Source organism: Aeromonas sp. 9A, from assembly GCF_963900955.1.
GTDB classification, from domain to species: domain Bacteria; phylum Pseudomonadota; class Gammaproteobacteria; order Enterobacterales; family Aeromonadaceae; genus Aeromonas; species Aeromonas salmonicida.
Genome location: NZ_CAWRFG010000001.1, coordinates 3266066 through 3284626, shown reverse-complemented (window position 1 = coordinate 3284626; position 18561 = coordinate 3266066). Strand labels below are relative to the sequence as shown.

Below are 18561 nucleotides of genomic sequence, written 5' to 3'. Positions count from 1 at the left end.
GAACCGAAGAGGGTGTCTCACGGCTTTTCAAAGCCGGCGCAGGCTGGTAAAACGGTCTCTTTCCATAAAACAGATGAGAGGGTGGAGATGGACAATCCGATCCGTGTGGCCGTGATGGGCTGTAATGGTCGTATGGGCAAGGTGCTGCTGGAAGCCATCACCAACGCCGAGGGCGTGGTGATAGGGGCAGCGCTGGAGCGACCTGGCTCTGCCGTGATCGGGCTGGATGCCGGTGAGCTCAACGGTCTGGGCAAGCTGGGTGTGATGATCAGCGACAGTCTGGACAAGGTTCGGGATGAGTTTGATCTCATCATCGACTTCACCCGTCCTGAGGTGACCCTGGCCAATCTGGCCTTTGCCCTGGCCCACAACAAGCAGATGGTGATCGGCACCACAGGTTTTGATGACGCAGGCAAGGCGGCGCTGAAAGAGGCGGGCAAGCAGATCGGCATCGTCTTCGCCTCCAACTACTCGGTCGGCGTCAACCTGGTGTTCAAGCTGCTGGAACAGGCCGCCAAGGTGATGGGGGATTACACCGACATCGAGATCATCGAAGGACATCACAGACACAAGGTGGATGCACCGTCCGGCACTGCGCTTTCCATGGGGGAAGTGGTGGCCAAAACCCTGGGCCGCGATCTCAAGGAGTGCGCCGTCTATGGCCGTGAAGGGATCACCGGCGAGCGGGATCGCAACACCATCGGCTTTGCCACTATTCGCGCCGGCGATCTGGTGGGGGAGCACACCGTCATGTTTGCCGACATCGGCGAGCGGGTGGAGATCAGTCACAAGGCCTCCAGCCGCCTCACTTTCGCCAATGGCGCCGTGCGCGCGGGCAAGTGGCTTGGCCAGCAGGGTGCCGGTCTTTACGACATGCAGGATGTACTCAGTCTGAAATAAGCTGCCTGACGTTCTGGGTGTCATCGCTCCCCCTGGGAGGGGCACCCACTGCCTTGCCAAACCCCGGTTCGCCGGGGTTTTTCGTATTTTCTTGTATAAATGGTGATTACGCCGCGTTTTTTCACCCAAACCATCCAAACTACCTCTTTCTAGAACGGTGGCCTGGCCCCCTTCTGTCAAATGTCATCAAAGCGTAACGAGATTGGGCCTCTACACTCCCTGCGGTCGCATTTTTTCACATGTCACAAAAAAGACTAAAAATTCAAAACAAGAAAAACGTTTTCTATTTTTTCAAGTCACTTATCTGTCATTAAATGACTCTTTTTATGGCTGGTTAGGTTTTTTTATAAATCACAGTCACTTGTTTTTAAAGGATTAAATGTTGGTTTTTGTACTTTGAGTGGCACAAGGTGCCACTTTTGTCGCGGGTTCTGGCTTTTCTTTTGCTGGAGGGGGTTGCAAAGCGATTGAGTGCATAGATAATGGGTAATGTTGCTTGTTTATTGAATTTAGATGCATTTAAAACGAGAAAAGACGTTGAAATGCGATCATTTTTAAGTAGAATGCGCCCAATTTGCCAGAAATCTGCCGGGTTTGAGCCCTGTTTCAAACAGCGTCCGGACCCGCAACACCCAGGTAAATTGCTGAATTTAAAGCTAAATAACTGGAGGTTGTCTTGAATCACACTGCATTGCTAGTGCTGGAAGATGGAACTGTGTTCAAAGGCGTGTCGATAGGCGCCGAGGGATGTTCCGTTGGTGAAGTGGTTTTCAATACGTCGATGACGGGCTATCAGGAAATCCTTACCGATCCCTCTTATTCCCGTCAGATAGTCACCCTCACTTACCCCCATATAGGCAACACCGGCACCAACAGCGAAGATGAAGAGTCCAGTCAAATCCATGCACAGGGATTGATCATCCGGGACCTTCCGATACTTGCCTCCAATTTCCGCAATCAGCAATCCCTCTCCGATTACCTCAAGTCTCACAACATAGTTGGCATCGCCGACATCGACACCCGCAAACTGACCCGCATCCTGCGCGAGAAAGGCGCCCAGGCTGGCTGTATTTATGCCGGCAAAGAGGTGGCGGGCAAACAGGTCGATGAGGCATATGCCCTCGAACAGGCCCGCGCCTTCCCCGGTTTGAAGGGGATGGACTTGGCCAAAGAGGTCACGGTTGGCGAGGCGTACAACTGGACTGAAGGTAGCTGGCAGCTTGGCAAGGGGCATGTCACCCCGGCGGCCGATGAACTCAAATACCACGTGGTAGCCTACGACTTTGGCGTCAAGCGCAACATTTTGCGGATGCTGGTGGATCGTGGCTGCCGTCTGACGGTAGTACCGGCCAAGACACCGGCCGCCGAAGTGTTGGCGATGAACCCCGATGGCATCTTCCTCTCCAACGGCCCCGGTGACCCCGAGCCGTGTGACTATGCCATCGAGGCCATCAAGGCTTTCCTCAACACCAACACGCCGGTATTTGGCATCTGCCTGGGTCACCAGCTGCTGGGTCTGGCCTCCGGTGCCAAGACGGTGAAGATGAAGTTCGGCCATCACGGCGCCAACCATCCGGTGAAGAGCCTGGATGACAACACCGTCATGATCACCGCCCAGAACCACGGCTTTGCAGTGGACGAGAGCTCACTGCCGGATTGCCTGCGCCCCACCCACGTCTCTCTGTTTGACGGGTCTTTGCAAGGCATCCACCGCACCGACCGTCCGGCCTTCAGCTTCCAGGGTCACCCCGAAGCGAGCCCGGGCCCGCACGACTGTGCCGGTCTGTTCGACCACTTTATTGAATTGATCAAGCAGTATCGCGCTTAAGAGGAAAAGAGAAGCCATGCCAAAACGTAACGACCTACAGAGCATCCTGATCCTCGGCGCCGGCCCCATCGTCATCGGTCAGGCCTGCGAATTTGACTACTCCGGCGCCCAGGCCTGCAAGGCCCTGCGCGAGGAGGGATACCGCGTCATCCTGGTGAACTCCAACCCGGCCACCATCATGACCGACCCCGAGATGGCCGATGCCACCTACATAGAGCCCATCACCTGGGAAGTGGTACGCGAGATCATCAAGAAAGAGCGCCCGGATGCCGTGCTGCCCACCATGGGTGGCCAGACTGCATTGAACTGCGCGCTGGATCTGGAAAAGCATGGCGTGCTGGCCGAGTTCGGTGTCGAGATGATAGGTGCCACCGCCGACGCCATCGACAAGGCCGAAGATCGCCGTCGCTTTGACATCGCCATGAAGAGCATTGGTCTGGAATGCCCGCGCGCCGGCATCGCCCACAACATGGAAGAGGCGTGGGGCGTGCAGCAGATGGTCGGCTTCCCCTGCATCATCCGCCCCTCCTTTACCATGGGTGGCTCGGGCGGCGGCATTGCCTACAACACCGAAGAGTTCGTCGAGATCTGCGAGCGCGGTCTGGACTTGTCGCCGACCAAGGAGCTGCTGATCGATGAGTCGCTCATCGGCTGGAAAGAGTACGAGATGGAAGTGGTGCGGGATCGCAACGACAACTGCATCATCGTCTGCACCATCGAAAACTTCGACCCCATGGGCATCCACACCGGTGACTCCATCACGGTCGCGCCAGCCCAGACGCTGACCGACAAGGAGTTCCAGATCATGCGCAACGCCTCCATGGCGATACTGCGCGAGATCGGCGTCGAGACCGGCGGCTCCAACGTCCAGTTCGGTATCAACCCGAAAGATGGCCGCATGGTCATCATCGAGATGAACCCGCGGGTGTCCCGCTCCTCTGCGCTGGCTTCCAAGGCGACCGGCTTCCCCATCGCCAAGATCGCCGCCAAGCTCGCCATCGGTTACACCCTCGACGAGCTGATGAACGACATCACCGGCGGTCGCACTCCGGCCTCCTTCGAGCCGGCCATCGACTACGTGGTCACCAAGGTGCCGCGCTTCAACTTCGAAAAATTTGCCGGTGCCAACGACCGTCTCACCACACAGATGAAGTCGGTTGGTGAAGTGATGGCCATAGGCCGCAACTTCCAGGAGTCCCTGCACAAGGCGCTGCGCAGTCTCGAGACCGGCAAGACCGGCTTCGACCCCATGGTTGACCTCAATGCCCCTGACTCCCTGACCCGCATCCGCCACGAGCTGCAGGACGCTGGCTGCGACCGCATCTGGTACATCGCCGATGCGTTTCGCGCCGGTCTCTCCATGGACGGCATCTTCAAGCTGACCAAGATTGATCCCTGGTTCCTGGTACAGATAGAAGATCTCATCAAGCTGGAAGAGCAGGTGAAAGAGCGCGGCATGGCCGGTCTTGACGCCGACTTCTTGCGCGCCCTCAAGCGCAAGGGCTTCGCCGACGCGCGCCTGGCCAAGATCCTCGGCGTGGCCGAGGGCGAGGTGCGCAAGTTGCGTGCCCGCCACAACATCTTCCCGATCTACAAGCGGGTCGATACCTGCGCGGCCGAGTTCGCCACCAACACCGCCTACATGTATTCGAGCTATGACGAAGAGTGCGAGGCCAACCCGACCAATCGTGACAAGATCATGATCATCGGCGGCGGCCCGAACCGTATCGGTCAGGGCATCGAGTTTGACTACTGCTGCGTGCACGCGGCACTGGCCCTGCGCGAAGACGGTTACGAGACCATCATGGTCAATTGCAACCCGGAAACCGTCTCCACCGATTACGACACCTCGGATCGCCTCTACTTCGAGCCGGTGACCCTGGAAGATGTGCTGGAAATCGTGCGTATCGAAAAACCCAAGGGCGTTATCGTGCAGTACGGCGGCCAGACCCCGCTCAAACTTGCACGGGCATTGGAAGCGAACGGCGTGCCGATCATCGGTACCAGCCCGGATGCCATCGACCGCGCCGAAGACCGCGAGCGCTTCCAGTCCGCCGTTGAGCGCCTCGGCCTCAAGCAGCCGGAAAACGGCACAGTCACCGCGTTGGAGCAGGCAGTGCTGACCGCCGAGCGGATCACTTACCCGCTGGTGGTGCGCCCCTCCTACGTGCTGGGTGGCCGCGCCATGGAGATCGTCTATGACGAGACCGACCTGCGTCGCTACTTCGCCGAGGCGGTGAGCGTTTCCAACGAATCGCCGGTACTGCTGGACCGCTTCCTGGACGATGCCACCGAGCTGGACGTGGATGCCATCTGCGACGGCACCGATGTGGTCATCGGCGGCATCATGGAGCATATCGAGCAGGCCGGTATCCACTCCGGTGACTCCGGCTGCTCCCTGCCGCCCTACACCTTGTCCAAGAAAATTCAGGACGAGATCCGCGAGCAGGTGCGCAAGCTGGCACTGGAACTCGGTGTGGTCGGCCTGATGAACGTGCAGTTTGCGGTCAAGGGCGATGACATCTACCTCATCGAAGTGAACCCGCGTGCCGCCCGTACCGTGCCCTTCGTCTCCAAGGCGACCGGTGCCCCGCTGGCCAAGATTGCCGCCCGCGTCATGGCCGGCCAGAGCCTGAAAGATCAGGGCTTTACCACCGAGATAATCCCGCCTTACTACTCGGTGAAAGAGGTGGTACTGCCGTTCGCCAAGTTCCCTGGGGTTGACCCGCTGCTGGGGCCAGAGATGCGCTCTACCGGTGAAGTAATGGGGGTGGGCAGCAGCTTTGCCGAGGCCTATGCCAAGGCCCAGCTGGGTGCCAGCCATGCGGTGCCGAAAGAGGGTCGTGCCCTCTTGTCGGTGCGTCACAGCGACAAGGCGCTGGTGGTCGATTTGGCTGCCAAGCTGCTGGAGCTGGGCTACGAGCTGGATGCCACTCACGGCACCGCAGTGGCCCTGGGTGAAGCGAGCATCAACCCGCGCTTGGTCAACAAGGTGCACGAAGGGCGTCCGCACATTCTCGACCGCATCAAGAATGGCGAGTACACCTACATCGTCAACACCGCCGAAGGGCGAGTGGCGATCCAGGACTCCAAGCAGTTGCGCCGCGCCGCTTTGCAGCACAAGGTGGCTTATACCACCACCATGAATGAGGCGTTTGCCACCTGCATGGCCATCAGCATGGATGCCACCGCTAACGTGAACTCGGTGCAGGAGCTGCATCAGAAGGTGAAAAACCGCTAAGCATTGCGTAACAAAAGGGCAGGGGAGTCTTTCTCTCGTTCTTTGCACAACACTTGCGAACCCTGAAAAACCCCGCCAGCAATGGCGGGGTTTCTATTTTTTGGCGCCAGCACTGAGTAAAGAGTATTGGCCTGATTTCACATCGATAGGGATAGATAATCCCTTAAAGTGAACTAAACATGACAATGATTGCACAATGTTCGATTTATACCGCAATCTTTGCAATCACTCACCCGACCCGCCTCTCTATACTGGTTTCTCATCAAACGTCTTATCAAACAAGGTCGTCTGCACCGGCAAGCGCCAACAGCAAGAGGCAAGTGCGAGAGGATCAGGGCCAGCTGCTTATCCGATAGCCGAGGCCGGCCCCTTTATCCATAGGGGCCACAGGAAACCGGTTGTGGGGTTACCGCCGCACCAGCCGTCAGGATCAGCGTTACCGCGCCAGTCCGCTCCCCCTCCTTGTTCCTCTGCTTGCCTGCCCAGTCGCGTCGTTGCTCACCTTCATTGCCCGCAACGGCGCCGCGCCTCAAGGACATCAGCCAAGGGAATCTGAAAATGAGCTTCGATCATCGCAAATACCGCCCAGCCCCCGTTATTGCACTGGCGGACCGTCAATGGCCCAACCGGGTGCTCGAGCGCGCGCCGCTCTGGTGCGCCGTAGACTTGCGCGACGGCAACCAGGCGCTGGTCGAACCCATGACGGTGGCCCAGAAGCTGCAAATGTGGGCGTTGATGGTCCATGTTGGTTTCAAACATATTGAGGTGGGCTTCCCGGCCGCCTCCCAGCCTGATTTCGACTTCGTGCGCGAACTTATCGAGCGCAATCTCATTCCGGACGATGTCACCATACAGGTGTTGGTGCAGGCCCGCGAAGAGCTGATCGCCCGCACCTTTGAATCGCTCAAGGGGGCCAAACGCGCCATCGTCCACGTCTACAACTCGGTCAACCCGACCCAGCGCAACTATGTGTTCAACACAGGGCGCGAGGGGGTCAAGGCCATCGCCGTACAGGGCGCTCGCTGGGTGCGAGACCATGCGGCGCGCAATCCTGGCACAGAGTGGAGCTTCCAGTATTCGCCGGAGAGCTTCAGCAGCACAGAGGTGGAGTTCGCGGTAGAGGTGTGCGACGCCGTCATCGACGAGTGGCGCCCTGCTGGCCGCCCCATGATCCTCAACCTCCCTGCCACGGTCGAGGTGAGCACTCCCAATGTGTTCGCGGATCAAGTGGAGTGGTTTTGCCGCCACCTCAAGGCGCGCCCCGAGGTGAGCATCTCCATCCATACCCACAATGACAGGGGCTGCGGCGTGGCCGCCGCCGAGCTGGCTGTGCTGGCGGGGGCCGATCGCATCGAGGGAACCCTGCTTGGCAACGGCGAGCGCACCGGCAACATGGACATAGTCACCATGGCCATGAACCTCTACAGCCAGGGGATTGATCCCGAGCTGGATCTCTCAGACATGGACGCCATAGTCGCGACCGTGGGGGCCTGCACCCAGATAGCCCTGCACCCGCGCCACCCCTACGCGGGCGAGCTGGTCTACACGGCGTTTTCCGGCAGCCATCAGGATGCGATTCGCAAATCTCTGGCGGCTGAGAAACCCGATGCCTACTGGGACGTGGCCTATCTGCCCATCGATCCCGCAGACCTTGGCCGCAGCTACGAGGCGGTGATCCGCATCAACAGCCAGTCCGGCAAGGGCGGTGTCACCTATCTGCTGGAGCGCGACCTTGGCCTGCAACTGCCGCGCTGGCTGCAAATCGACTTCAGCCGTCGGGTCCAGGCACAGGCCGAGGCAAGCAGCAGCGAAATCAGCCCGGAACAGATCCGTGCCCTGTTTGAGCAGCATTACCTCGAGCCGGTACACGGCTATCGCATTGGTCGCTTCCAGCTTGGTCACGACAGTCAGGAGAGTCTGCGCCTCGAGTTGCAGACCCCGAACGGCACCTTGCACCTGAGCGGCGAAGGGGAGGGGGCCATCACTGCGCTGGTCAACGGCTGGGAGCGCCAGACCGGGATGCACATCGACGTGCTCGATTATTCGGAACATGCCCTCACCGCCGGCACAGAATCTCGCGCCGCCGCCTATGTGCTGCTGAGCGTCGATGGCCAGCGCATGTGCGGGGTCGCCATCGGCCGCGACGTGGTCAATGCCTCCTTGCAGGCGGTGATCAATGGTGCGGCGCAAATTGAGGCCCTGCGCCAAACGGCTTGAGTGCATGTCGCCAAAGAGCCCATCCGCTTGCAGCAGCCCCGCCCATCCGACGGGGCTGCTCGATTGCGCCAGCGGGTGCTGCGTCAAGGCATCTGCGCCTTCAGATCCGCCTGTCAATCCTCTACAATGAGCGCCTGTTTGCGTTCGGAGCCGCTCCGTTCGCGTGACTCTCGTGTGCCGGGCGCCCAGCGCCTTGCCCCTGCATCGGAAGCCTTGATGATATTTTCCTCACCCCTTGTTCCCACTCGGCTCGCCATCCTGCCTCTCTTTGCAATCCTGTTGCTTGCCGGGTGTGCCAGCGACCCGACGGCGCCCAAGCAAGATGTCGCCATGAGCGCCCAGCAGGCCAAACAACCTATCGCCATGCAGCCACGCAAACCGGCAGACATGAAGAGCCGCATAGTGCGGTTCTTGCCGCGTCAGGTGCCAGACAAGCAGGGCTGGGCCAATGATGTGGTGACGGCGCTCTCGACGCAGGGAGTGACGGTAAGCGATCACAATGTCTGCACTGTGCTGGCGGTGGCCGAGCAGGAGGCCACCTATCAGGCTGACCCCGTGGTGCCGGGCCTTGGCAAGATTGCCTGGAAGGAGATAAATGCCCGCGCCGCCAAGCTGTTGATCCCGGAATTCGTGGTGCGCACGGCCCTTGGCATCAAGTCCCCCACCGGCAAGAGCTATGCCGAGCGCATCGACAAGCTTCGCACCGAGCGGGAGATGAGCGAGATCTTCGAGGACATGATCAGCATGGTGCCCATGGGCAAGACGCTGTTTGGCAACATGAACCCGGTGCATACCGGCGGCCCCATGCAGGTGAGCATCGCCTTTGCCGAGGCAAATGCCCGTGGCTACCCCTATCCCGTCAAGGATTCCATTCGCCATGAGGTGTTCAGCCGTCGTGGCGGTATCTGGTTCGGCACCAAGCACCTGTTTGGCTATCCCGCCGACTACCCGGATACCCTCTATCGCTTCGCCGACTTCAATGCGGGCTGGTACGCCAGCCGCAACGCCGCCTTCCAGGCTGCCGTCAGCCGACTGAGCGGCAAGCCCCTGGCGCTGGATGGGGATCTTGTCCGCTATGACTCAGACTTGCCGGGCAAGACTGAGCAGGCTGTCTATACCCTCGCCAGCCGGGTCAATATGAGCAAGCAGGCGATCCACCAGAGCCTGCGCAAAGGGGATACCGCCGAATTTGCCCAGACCGACCTCTATCACAGGGTCTTTACCCTGGCCGACAAGCAGGCCGGCAAGCGGCAACCCCGCGCCATCCTGCCCGGCATTCAGCTCAAGAGCCCCAAGATCACCCGCAACCTCACCACCGCCTGGTTTGCCAAGCGAGTGGATGACAGGGAGCAAGCTTGCGTGAAACGGCTGGGATCCTTGTAATCGCAAAAACAAAGGCGGCCAGTTGCCGCCTTTGTTCACTGTGTTTTGACCACCTTGCTGGTCAGGGTTGGCAGATGCCAGGTTCCTCCCAATGTAATCATGCGACAGCTTCCGGTGGTGCTTTGCTCGCTTTGCACGAAGGTTTTGCCATTCCATACCCAGCTCTCGAAAGAGAAACAGTCTCCTATCCCGCGCCCCTTGTGTGAGGCCCTCAGTTCACCCGAACCATAACCGTTTGCATCTGTGTTGATGAGTGTTGCACTGCCGATATCAAGGTCTGCGTCTATCAGGATGAATGCTGAACCATCGTTGTAAGCGGCGAGCCAGCAGGGGAGTTGTACCAAGGTTCGGTCCATGTTCAGGGTGTAGAGCATGCCACCTTCCTGATTCTCATAGGCCATGGGACAAGTGTCTTTATCGACTTGCTGCTTTAGCCACTCGCCTATGCTCTGGAGCTCTGGTTTTGTGAGTGGACGAGATAGGTTATCTGCGGCAACAGCGCCTGCGTGGATCACGGGAGCTGCCAATGCGGGAGGCACGGTTGTGGCTGGTAGTGTGCCCTTTTTAGTCAGGGCTGTACTGGTATTGAGACGGCCTTGGAATTCATCCATTTTGAGAAAAATGGCGTAGGCTCCGGCCCCGGATAGCGGTTCCTGGTGCTTGCTCCATTTAAATACCACCTTCCCAGCCCCCTTGATTGCCTGAATGATCGCTGTGGTTTGGTGTTGGCTAAACGGAATCCGCTCTTTTACGGTGCCGAGTACCTCGCCATTGATGCGCAGTGTGATCAAACCATCAGCGGGGGCTCCTGGAGTCTGTTCATCAACCTCTGAGATGGCAAGCTCGGCATGCAGTGCGCCCTTGGCTCCTGCCTCTCGTGTAAGCAGAACTGATATTCCACCAGCTTCTGCGCTGTAACCTGCGGCTCGGCATGTGCCTGTGTTGTCACAGGCGAGCTCCCAGTCCTTGTGTTGAAAAGATACCCCTTCAGAAAACGAGCCGAGTGCAGAGGCCAGCAGTGTCGTGATGATCATGAGATGGTTCCAGAAGCATTGGGCCGATCAGGATAGCATTCTGGACGGTTTAAATTGAATCCTGTTGTGGGCTGACTTAACTGTACCGAGGGGATAGTTCCTCGATCCGCTTAGAAACTCATCGCCAGCCCGACGCCGTAGCCGCTGGTGTTGTGGCTGAACATATAGCGGGCTACCAGCCGGGTGCGGGTCACTATGATGTCGTACTTGCTGCTGTCGAGTTCTATCCCGAGCCCCAGCGAGTTGAGGGAGTTGAAACCGAGCAGGCCCCTTTGCTCGCCAAGATATTCGGTGCGTGCCCCTTCCATCACGTAGCGCAGCGGCTTGTCCAATAGTGTGAGATTGCCGATGGGGGCGCGGCGGCGCAGGTAGAGGCCGAGGTTCTCCGCATTGGCCTGACCGGTTACGCTGGCCGAGGTGCCGCCAAAGCTTTGCAGATGCTGGTAGGAGTAGCGCAGCTCAACGTCGATATCCTGCTGTGCAGAGAAGAGTTCATAGTCGAGCATCATGGCGCCACCCAGGCCGTAGACATCGAGCCTGCCGCCATCGAGAAAGTCGAGGTTCTTGCCTGTGTATTGGCCCAGCAGCCAGTTGCCGATGCGCAGATCGCTTGCCACAGTACCCAGCGTGACGTTGCCGATGGGGCGCAATACCCAGTTGCCGCCGTGACGATCCTGATGCAGATGAAGATCCCAACCGATGCCACCCGTGGCGGTGAGACTGTTCCATCGGGTGGGGATAGTGCGACTCTCGCTGCCGTTGCTCACCACGAATTTGGGATCGTAGCGGCTAAAACCCAGGGTCCCTTCCAGATAGACGGGCACACTCTCGCTCATGGTGGCGCCGCCCCCCATCTGGGTCATGTTGAGCGCCGACGACGCCGTTGTGCTGGTGTTGCTGCCGATGTCGAGGTTGCTGGCTGTGATGTCGGGCACCACAGTGAAGGTCATCAGCGACACCACTGCGTTGGCACGTTTTTGTATTAGTGACGACTCTTCAGCCATGGCGCCATGGCTGAGCAAGGGGGTGATCAGCAGGGGCAGGGTAGTGCGAAGGGTAGTGTGTGTGGGCATGCCTTGTTCCCCCGAAGCCGGTTGTGATGATGCGCCGTCTGACTGTAGCGACTTTTTATCATCTTGGCAGCCCAAGGGTGAGCCGGTTGAAGCTTATACATCGCCGAGCATATCGCCGAGCCGGAGTGCTCGTCCAACCCTTGTCCTGCCATTCAGCTTTTTGTATTGATTGCTGACTTTGTGCCAGACATTAATTTTTTGTTCACTTGCGCGGGTGTATAACGAGAGCCCCTTCAAGGAGAGAAAGGGGATGGCGACAGGGAGTGTCAGCCGCAACGGGGGCCATCGGGTCCCCCGGGATGGATGCTCACTGACGTTGATGGGAGTCACCAGATGCAGGATATGCTGCTTGCCATATGGCAACAGGACTTTGACCAATTGATCCAGATGCAGGCGGCGGGCCTGCTCGTCACCTGCCTGGTGGTGATCCTCTTTCTCGAGTCGAGCTTCGTGTTTTTACCCCTGCCCGGTGACAGTCTGGTACTGCTGGCCGGTGGCTTGGTAGGGATGGGGGTGCTCGGCCCCGAAGTGACCCTTGTCTACATGCCGCTTGCCGCCGGGATCGGCAGCCTGATCGCCTATCTGCAGGGCCATGCGCTGCACGGCACCTCCTTTATGGGCCATGTGGAGCGGATGATCCCGGACGGCAGTTTGCCACGGGCCTCGCGTCTGCTGCACAACTACGGCTTCTGGGCCCTGTTTTCCTCTCGCTTCGTGCCCTTCGTCAGGGTGCTGACGCCCATGCTGATGGGGGTCTCCCGCCTGCATCTGCCCCGGGTGGTGATGGCCAGTTTTGCCAGCGCCTTCCTCTGGGCCCTGCTGCTGAGTCTGGTGGGCAAGTTCGTGATGGCAGCGCCGGCGCTCGTCCAGTATCACGAATTGATGACCAAGTGCCTGCTGGTGACCTCCCTTGGTCTGTTCGTTATCGCCATGGCGGCCATCGCCATCCGGTTGTTCAAGCGCCCGACCAATCGCATTCGCTGAGTTATATCCGGGGGAGCGCAGGCTGGCCCCGGGTTCTCCATTGATTTACCAATGGCATTGGTTAGGCCCAGGCGGGCCGCCAATGCCGCCCATCAACCATCAAGCAGGTACTTTATGCCATGTCGTGACACCCTGAGCCTTCGTCCCCTCGAGCGAGAGGATCTGAAATTCGTACATCAGCTCAACAACAACGCCAGCATAATGCGTTACTGGTTCGAGGAGCCTTACGAGGCTTACATGGAGCTGGCCCAGCTCTATGACAAGCACATCCACGATCAGCAAGAACGCCGTTTCATCCTGGAGGTGGAGGGCACCAATGTTGGCCTGGTGGAGCTGGTGGATATTCGCAGCATCCACCGCCGCGCCGAGTTTCAGATCATCATAGCCCCCGCCTATCAGGGGCTGGGCTATGCCAAGACAGCGACCTTGAAGGCGATGAAGTATGCCTTCAACGTGCTGAATCTGCACAAGTTGTATCTCATCGTCGACAGTGACAATGCCAAGGCGCGCCACGTTTATCAGTCGCTGGGGTTCGCGCCGGAGGGGGAGCTGAAAGAGGAGTTCTTCATCGATGGCAAATATCGCACCGCCATTCGCATGTGTCTGTTTCAGCGTGATTTTCAGGCAAATGCTGCCAACAGGGTCTAACGTTTCCTGACATTCTGGTGCCGATGGGGGCAGGGCTGCGCTGGCCGATGCCAGTGATGCGGCTCTCTTTGTCGGCACCTTTCTCGTGACAGGATAAAAACTCAGGCCATTTGAGGCAGAATTTGTGATGCCTATCTGTTACACTTCGCGCCCGCCATTTTCCGGCTCATTTTCTGACTTGATGTCGGACGCAGCCACCGGTGGTATCAACCTCCGCCTCGCCTACGCCGAGCCGCAAGCCAAACACAGTCCAGCTGGAACACAGGAACCCATTATGAGATTTGAATCGTTCGATTTTGCCCCCGAGATTTTGCGTGCTGTCTCAGATTGCGGTTATCAGGAGATGACCCCTGTGCAGCGCCAGGCGATCCCGACTATCCGTCGCGGTCTCGATGTGCTGGCCAGCGCCCAGACAGGTACCGGCAAGACTGCCGCCTTCGCCCTGCCGATATTGCAGCGCCTGGTGGACAAGCCGGCCGAGCTGCAGCCGTCCAATGCCCGCGTGCTGATCCTGACCCCGACTCGCGAGCTGGCGGCCCAGGTGGCGAGCAACATCAATGATTTTGCCAAGTACCTGGATGTCACCGTACTGACGCTCGTTGGCGGTGGCAAGCAGGATGTGCAGGCCAAGAAGCTCAAAGCGGGCGCTCACATCATAGTGGCGACCCCGGGTCGTCTGCTGGAGCACCTGACCGCCTGCAACCTCAGCCTGTCAGGCGTCGAGTGTCTGGTGCTGGACGAAGCGGATCGCATCCTCGACATGGGCTTTAGCGCCGATGTGCAGCAGATCCTGCAAGCGGTCAACAAGGAACGCCAGAACCTGCTGTTCTCCGCCACTTTCTCCGACGGGGTGAAGAAGCTGGCCAACGTCATGCTGGACAAGCCGCAGATCATCAGCGTCAACAAGCAGAACTCCACCGCCGATACCGTTACTCACACCGTCTATCCGGTGGAGCAGAAGCGTAAGCGCGAGCTGCTCTCCGAGCTGATTGGCAAGCAGAACTGGCCGCAGGTGCTGGTGTTTGCCAGTACCCGCGAAAGCTGTGACGAGCTGGTGGCCGAGCTGAACCTGGATGGCATCAAGTCTGCCGTTGTGCATGGTGACAAGGCCCAGGGCAGCCGTCGCCGTGCCCTGCGCGAATTCACCGAGGGCAAGCTGCGGGTACTGGTCGCCACCGAAGTGGCCGCCCGTGGTCTGGATATCCCGGATCTGCAGTACGTGGTCAACTACGATCTGCCGTTCCTGGCCGAAGATTACGTGCACCGCATCGGCCGTACCGGTCGTGCTGGCAAGAGCGGCATGGCCATCTCCTTCGTCAGCCGCGAAGAAGAGCGCACCCTGCTCGAGATCGAGGCGCTAATCGGCCAGAAGATCCGCCGTGTCATGGCGAAGGGCTACGAAGTGGGCAACCGTGACGAGCTGATCAAGCAGTTGCAGGAGCGTCGTCGCTTCGGCAAGCGTCCCCAGCGTGAAGACAACGCCGCCGCCCAGGCCATGGCTGAAGCCAAGTTGCAGGGTCAGCGCCTCAAGCGTCTGGCGGCAATGAAGAAGCCGCGCCAGCCGAAATAAGCGCGCCCAACCCCGTCCGGGCCTTCCCCTTGTCAGGGCAGGCCCGGAGGGGCGATTTTGTATATAAAGGCGCCACTGGCGCCTTTATGCTGTTGATGACCCGGCCCCTGGCCTGCCCGTCTCTCTGAGGACTCGTAATGACACCTCCCAACTACAATCAGGCCCTGCTCGACATGGCCACCCAGAGCCTTGCCGAGCTGGCGCGCACCGCCGAGCAGAAGGCGGGCAAGCGTACCCCCGCCCAGGAGAGCCATTTTCTCTGCACCTGGATGGCGGACTCCCTCAAGGAGAAGCGTTTCTCCCGTCTGGTGATGGAGGATCTGAAAGGCTGGATCCAGCAGGGCCGTACTCTGGGGGCCGGTGCCGATCTCAAGGGCCTGCTGGAGCGCATCGCCTTCCAGTACGCCCGGGTGCAGGCGGACTCACAACAGCTCGGCACCAGGCTTGCCGCCCTGCTGGCCGAGCTGGAAGCTGCGGGTTGGTTGGTGTTTACCGACAGCGAGGTGAATGCCAAGCTGCGCTTGCAGGGACAGGGCCAATCCAGTCTGGTGATCTCCAGTTGCGAATATGGCGAGCACATAGTGCAGGGTGAGCTGATCAAACCCTTGACCCTGTACGTGCGCGGTGATGAAGCCAGGCTGGCGCAAGCGGCCTTTCACCATGGTCTGCTGCTGAGCCAGGGCAACAAGAAGGTCACTCTGGTCAAGCATCACAAGGCGTATCGTCTGGTGCCCGCCAACTTGCAGCCCGCGCTGGCGCTGCTGGCCGAGGCGAAAGCCTGACGGCGAGCCTCTTCCCCTGTTGTTCCCAAACCCCGGCCTGGCGCCGGGGTTTTTTATGCGCCAGTGATGGTGCTGGCGGGCTTGGTTGGGTGAGGCGAGAGCAAAAGCGAAATTTTTACAGGAACCTTTTTACAAGCACCTTTTACAGGAACCTTTTACAAGAACCAAAGGGGCTGCGTGATACGGCCAGCGGATTCCCGTTTTGTCGTTCGAAATGTGTCGCATGGCAGCGTGCCTGCATCTTGCCCCCCTCTGATGGGGGGCGTCCCCCATATGGTGGGATGGTGGTGGAAAATTTCTGCTCTAGGGTGAGTGAGCCCCAAAGAGGGCCTTAAGGAAGCAAACCGCCTGATGGCGACACTCAATGAATGAGGAAACATGATGAAAGTGACTCCAATAGCCTTGCTGCTGGCCGGTGTGCTGGCTTCCCCGCTCTGCGCCGCAGGGCTCGATGCCCAACTCACCCTGGTGGATGGCAGCACAGACGACGTGCGCATCAACCTGACATTGACCAACACGGGTGACAAGCCCATCCGTCTGCTCAAGTGGCAGCTGCCGGGCAGCGACGATGCCCCCCTGTTTTTGGTGGAGCGGGATGGTCAACCGGTCAGCTATGAGGGGGCGCTGATCAAGCGTGCGGCGCCAACCGACAAGGATTTCCAGCTGCTCAAGGCTGGCCAGAGTCTGACGGTGCAGGCGGAAGTGTCGGGTCTCTATGACATGAGTGCTCAGGGTCAGTACAGCATCCGCTATCAGCTGCCGACCGTACCGCAGGAGGCGAAGGCCGCCAAGGCCAAGCAAGCCCAGGCGAGCGAGTCCAACGCCATCACCCTGTGGGTGGAGGGGGTGAACGATGAGCGGGTTCAGGCCAAGGTGGCCGCCGCCGAGCCCCAGGCTGTTGCCGGTTCTGTCAGTTTCAGCGGACGCTGCACCAACACCCAGAAGAGCGATCTGTTGACGGCGCTGGATGCCGCCAGTGGCATCAGCAACAACGCCAGCAGCTATCTGGCGGTCGACAAGCCCGATGGCCAGCGCTATCGCAGCTGGTTCGGGGCCTATAGCAGTGCCCGTTGGGATCAGGCCGAGACGAACTTCAGCAAGATCAAGGATGCCATCGACAACAAGCCGCTCACCTTTGACTGCAGCTGCAAGCAGAGCTACTTCGCCTATGTCTATCCGGATCAACCCTACAAGGTCTATCTGTGCAAGAGCTTCTGGACGGCGCCCGTCACCGGGACCGATTCCCGTGCCGGCACCATAGTCCATGAGCTGAGTCACTTCAACGTGGTGGCAGGCACCGACGATCTGGGTTACGGTCAGGCCAATGCCCGCAATCTGGCGAAGACGGATCCGGTCAAGGCGCTCAACAACGCCGACAACCATGAGTACTTCGCCGAGAATACCCCGAGCGAAAACTGATCCGCTGACAGGGGCCGCAAGGCCCCTTTTTGATGCTGAAGGAGGCTCCATGATGACACTCTTGCTCACCACCCTCGCGCTCGCTCCCCTGCAGTGTGAACTGTCGGTCAAGGCACACAGCCGGGTGAACGAGCCCTTGCCCCTGGTGATGACCTTGACCAACAAGGGGGAGGGGCCGCTCGAGGTGTTGAGCTGGTTCACCCCGTTCGAAGGCTGGTTCGCCGATGCCATCGATCTCACCCTCGACAATCAGCCGCTGGTTTACAAAGGACCGCTCGCCAAGCGTGGCGAACCCGGTACCGATGACTTCTTCATTCTGGGGGCGGGTCAGCAGAGCCAGGCGGATGCAGATCTGACCCAGGTCTACGATTTGTCCCGGCCAGGCCTCTATCACCTCAGCTATCGCGCCCAGCCCTTGACCCTGACTCAGGGGGTCGCCCCCAGCTGCCCCGCCATCAGTTTCACCCGGTTGGCGGCACCCTAAGCGGCGTCACGCCCGTTTGCTGCGTTCAGCAGCCCCACAGCGCGGGCCGCGACTGCCAGATAGCGGGATGCATCGCCGGGTCTGCTTGCCTGTTCCCGCCAGCAGCAGTGCACCAGCTTGATCACATGATCGTCCAGACTGGCGAGCGCCCGCTCCAACACTTGCTGCCAGGATAATCCGTTGCAGGCGTGCCATGTCTGGGGACGCAGGTGCGGAGCCCCGACCGTGATATAAGCCGCCGCCACCGCCTGCCACATCAAGGTCTGCCACTGCCCTTGCCACTCGCTGGGCAACTGCGTTGCGACAATGGCTGCGGCCCGGCTGCCGGTCACCATGTGCAGCACGGTAAAATTGCTGGTTTGCCAATAGAGCGGCAGGGCCACCTCGGCCAGTTGTGTCAAAACAGACGATGACTCGGTGAGCGTTTGCGGCAGCGTGCCCGGCCAGCGCGGCGCCTCTGCTACCTGCTGCAAGCGTTCCGTGATCCACTCGCCCTGCCAACGCCTCCCTTCCCACTGTACTGATAGCCCGGCCAGCAGACTGGCGACATCCCGGGCCGGTGCGCCTTCCCCGACAGGCAGTATCAGGGGACGGCACTGCCAGGCGGCCAGTGCCGCAGCCTGCTCCCCCACATGACCATTTTCCAGGGCACAGGCGAAGCGAATAAGAGGATGGAAGGCGCCTCCTGCCGGTGAGAGGCGCCGGGCCAGCAGGGTCTCGAAGAGAGGCAACCAGCCCTCGGTGGCAATCCGGTCTGCCAACTGCTGACGCAGTCGTACGAAACGGATTTCATCCTCGTCCTGACTTGTTTCCCCGCTCGGCAGCGCATGGGTTGCCTGCCAATGATCGAAGAAATGCTGCAACTGGCGGGGGCTTGCACCCATCTCATGCAGGGCGTGCAGCGCCATGGGGCAGTGGTTGGTGGTGCCTTTGCCGTTGAGGGCAAAAGCCCGGTTGGCATCGAGCAAGTGGTGAAGATGATGCATAATCATTTGACT

Annotated in this window: 14 protein-coding genes; 11 read left to right on the top strand and 3 right to left on the bottom strand. The window is 59.6% G+C overall.

The window, feature by feature from the left end:
- Positions 1-87 precede the first annotated feature (87 nt).
- The 5 genes from dapB (at position 88) to AACX78_RS15100 (ending at position 9569) form a co-directional block, all read left to right on the top strand.
- Entirely contained in the window at positions 88-900 is an 813-nt protein-coding gene (gene dapB / locus AACX78_RS15120) for a 4-hydroxy-tetrahydrodipicolinate reductase (RefSeq protein WP_099992671.1), read from the top strand.
- A gap of 676 nt (positions 901-1576) precedes the next feature.
- Entirely contained in the window at positions 1577-2728 is a 1152-nt protein-coding gene (gene carA, locus AACX78_RS15115; protein ID WP_159166702.1) for a glutamine-hydrolyzing carbamoyl-phosphate synthase small subunit, read from the top strand.
- Positions 2729-2744: 16 nt separating this feature from the next.
- The gene (carB, locus tag AACX78_RS15110) at positions 2745-5969 is read left to right on the top strand and encodes a carbamoyl-phosphate synthase large subunit (RefSeq protein WP_042866219.1); all 3225 of its coding nucleotides are present in this window, start codon (positions 2745-2747) and stop codon (positions 5967-5969) included.
- Between the two features lie 558 nt (positions 5970-6527).
- Positions 6528-8186, top strand: coding sequence for a 2-isopropylmalate synthase (leuA, locus tag AACX78_RS15105; RefSeq protein ID WP_159166701.1), 1659 nt, complete (start codon positions 6528-6530; stop codon positions 8184-8186).
- Between the two features lie 216 nt (positions 8187-8402).
- On the top strand, positions 8403-9569 hold the full coding sequence (locus AACX78_RS15100; RefSeq protein ID WP_059113220.1) for a DUF1615 domain-containing protein: 1167 nt from the start codon (positions 8403-8405) through the stop codon (positions 9567-9569).
- Positions 9570-9604: 35 nt separating this feature from the next.
- Here the strand turns inward: AACX78_RS15100 and AACX78_RS15095 are convergent, their stop codons facing one another.
- Both AACX78_RS15095 and AACX78_RS15090 read right to left on the bottom strand, forming a co-directional pair.
- A complete protein-coding gene (locus tag AACX78_RS15095) occupies positions 9605-10603 on the bottom strand; it encodes a DUF1176 domain-containing protein (protein WP_159166700.1) in 999 nt (332 codons plus the stop codon).
- Between the two features lie 110 nt (positions 10604-10713).
- The gene (locus AACX78_RS15090; RefSeq protein WP_159166699.1) at positions 10714-11676 is read right to left on the bottom strand and encodes a hypothetical protein; all 963 of its coding nucleotides are present in this window, start codon (positions 11674-11676) and stop codon (positions 10714-10716) included.
- Between the two features lie 333 nt (positions 11677-12009).
- On the opposite strand from AACX78_RS15090, the gene AACX78_RS15085 reads away from it, so the two are divergent.
- The 6 genes from AACX78_RS15085 to AACX78_RS15060 all read left to right on the top strand — a co-directional run bounded on the left by AACX78_RS15085 (position 12010) and on the right by AACX78_RS15060 (position 17563).
- On the top strand, positions 12010-12660 hold the full coding sequence (locus tag AACX78_RS15085; RefSeq protein WP_159166698.1) for a DedA family protein: 651 nt from the start codon (positions 12010-12012) through the stop codon (positions 12658-12660).
- Between the two features lie 114 nt (positions 12661-12774).
- Positions 12775-13308 (top strand): spermidine N1-acetyltransferase, encoded by a 534-nt coding sequence (gene speG / locus AACX78_RS15080; RefSeq protein ID WP_017413054.1) that lies wholly within the window; start codon positions 12775-12777, stop codon positions 13306-13308.
- A 274-nt stretch (positions 13309-13582) separates the two neighbouring features.
- Positions 13583-14878 carry a DEAD/DEAH box helicase gene (locus AACX78_RS15075; protein ID WP_005314664.1) on the top strand — a complete coding sequence of 432 codons (1296 nt, stop codon included), beginning with the start codon at positions 13583-13585 and terminating at the stop codon, positions 14876-14878.
- Positions 14879-15015: 137 nt separating this feature from the next.
- Entirely contained in the window at positions 15016-15660 is a 645-nt protein-coding gene (locus AACX78_RS15070; RefSeq protein ID WP_021141127.1) for a DUF2913 family protein, read from the top strand.
- A gap of 378 nt (positions 15661-16038) precedes the next feature.
- Positions 16039-17079 carry a M35 family metallo-endopeptidase gene (locus tag AACX78_RS15065; RefSeq protein ID WP_201302868.1) on the top strand — a complete coding sequence of 347 codons (1041 nt, stop codon included), beginning with the start codon at positions 16039-16041 and terminating at the stop codon, positions 17077-17079.
- A gap of 49 nt (positions 17080-17128) precedes the next feature.
- The gene (locus AACX78_RS15060) at positions 17129-17563 is read left to right on the top strand and encodes a protease (protein WP_201302867.1); all 435 of its coding nucleotides are present in this window, start codon (positions 17129-17131) and stop codon (positions 17561-17563) included.
- Here the strand turns inward: AACX78_RS15060 and AACX78_RS15055 are convergent.
- Positions 17560-18555 carry a questin oxidase family protein gene (locus tag AACX78_RS15055; protein WP_159166696.1) on the bottom strand — a complete coding sequence of 332 codons (996 nt, stop codon included), beginning with the start codon at positions 18553-18555 and terminating at the stop codon, positions 17560-17562. The genes AACX78_RS15060 and AACX78_RS15055 overlap by 4 nt on opposite strands.
- Positions 18556-18561: the final 6 nt, after the last annotated feature.